Genomic DNA, 255 nt, shown 5'->3' on the forward strand with positions numbered 1-255 from the left:
GCGCGGATCGCGTCGCGCACCGCATCGGCATGCTTCACCCCGGCGCAGAAGGCGAGCCAGGCGCGTCGGTCGGCGCCGTAGGCCACCATCTCGGCCACCGCCGCCTTGGTGATGACGTCGCGGTTCACCGCCGCCTCCAGGGCGCCCGGCACGTAATCGCCGGCCCGCAAGGGAACGCCGCTGACGTCGAGGACCGTCGCGGTCGCCTTCGAGACGAGGAGCGCGAGATGGCCCTCGCGGATCAGGTCTCCCACC

1 protein-coding gene is annotated in these 255 nt (G+C 72.9%); it reads right to left on the reverse strand.

Annotation, left to right across the window (positions count from 1 at the left end):
• A partial coding sequence (locus FVA95_RS30115; RefSeq protein WP_205016091.1) for a hypothetical protein occupies positions 1-255 on the reverse strand: 255 nt, incomplete at both ends.

It is taken from the genome of Pseudonocardia sp. EV170527-09 (genome assembly GCF_008369905.1).
GTDB lineage: Bacteria > Actinomycetota > Actinomycetes > Mycobacteriales > Pseudonocardiaceae > Pseudonocardia.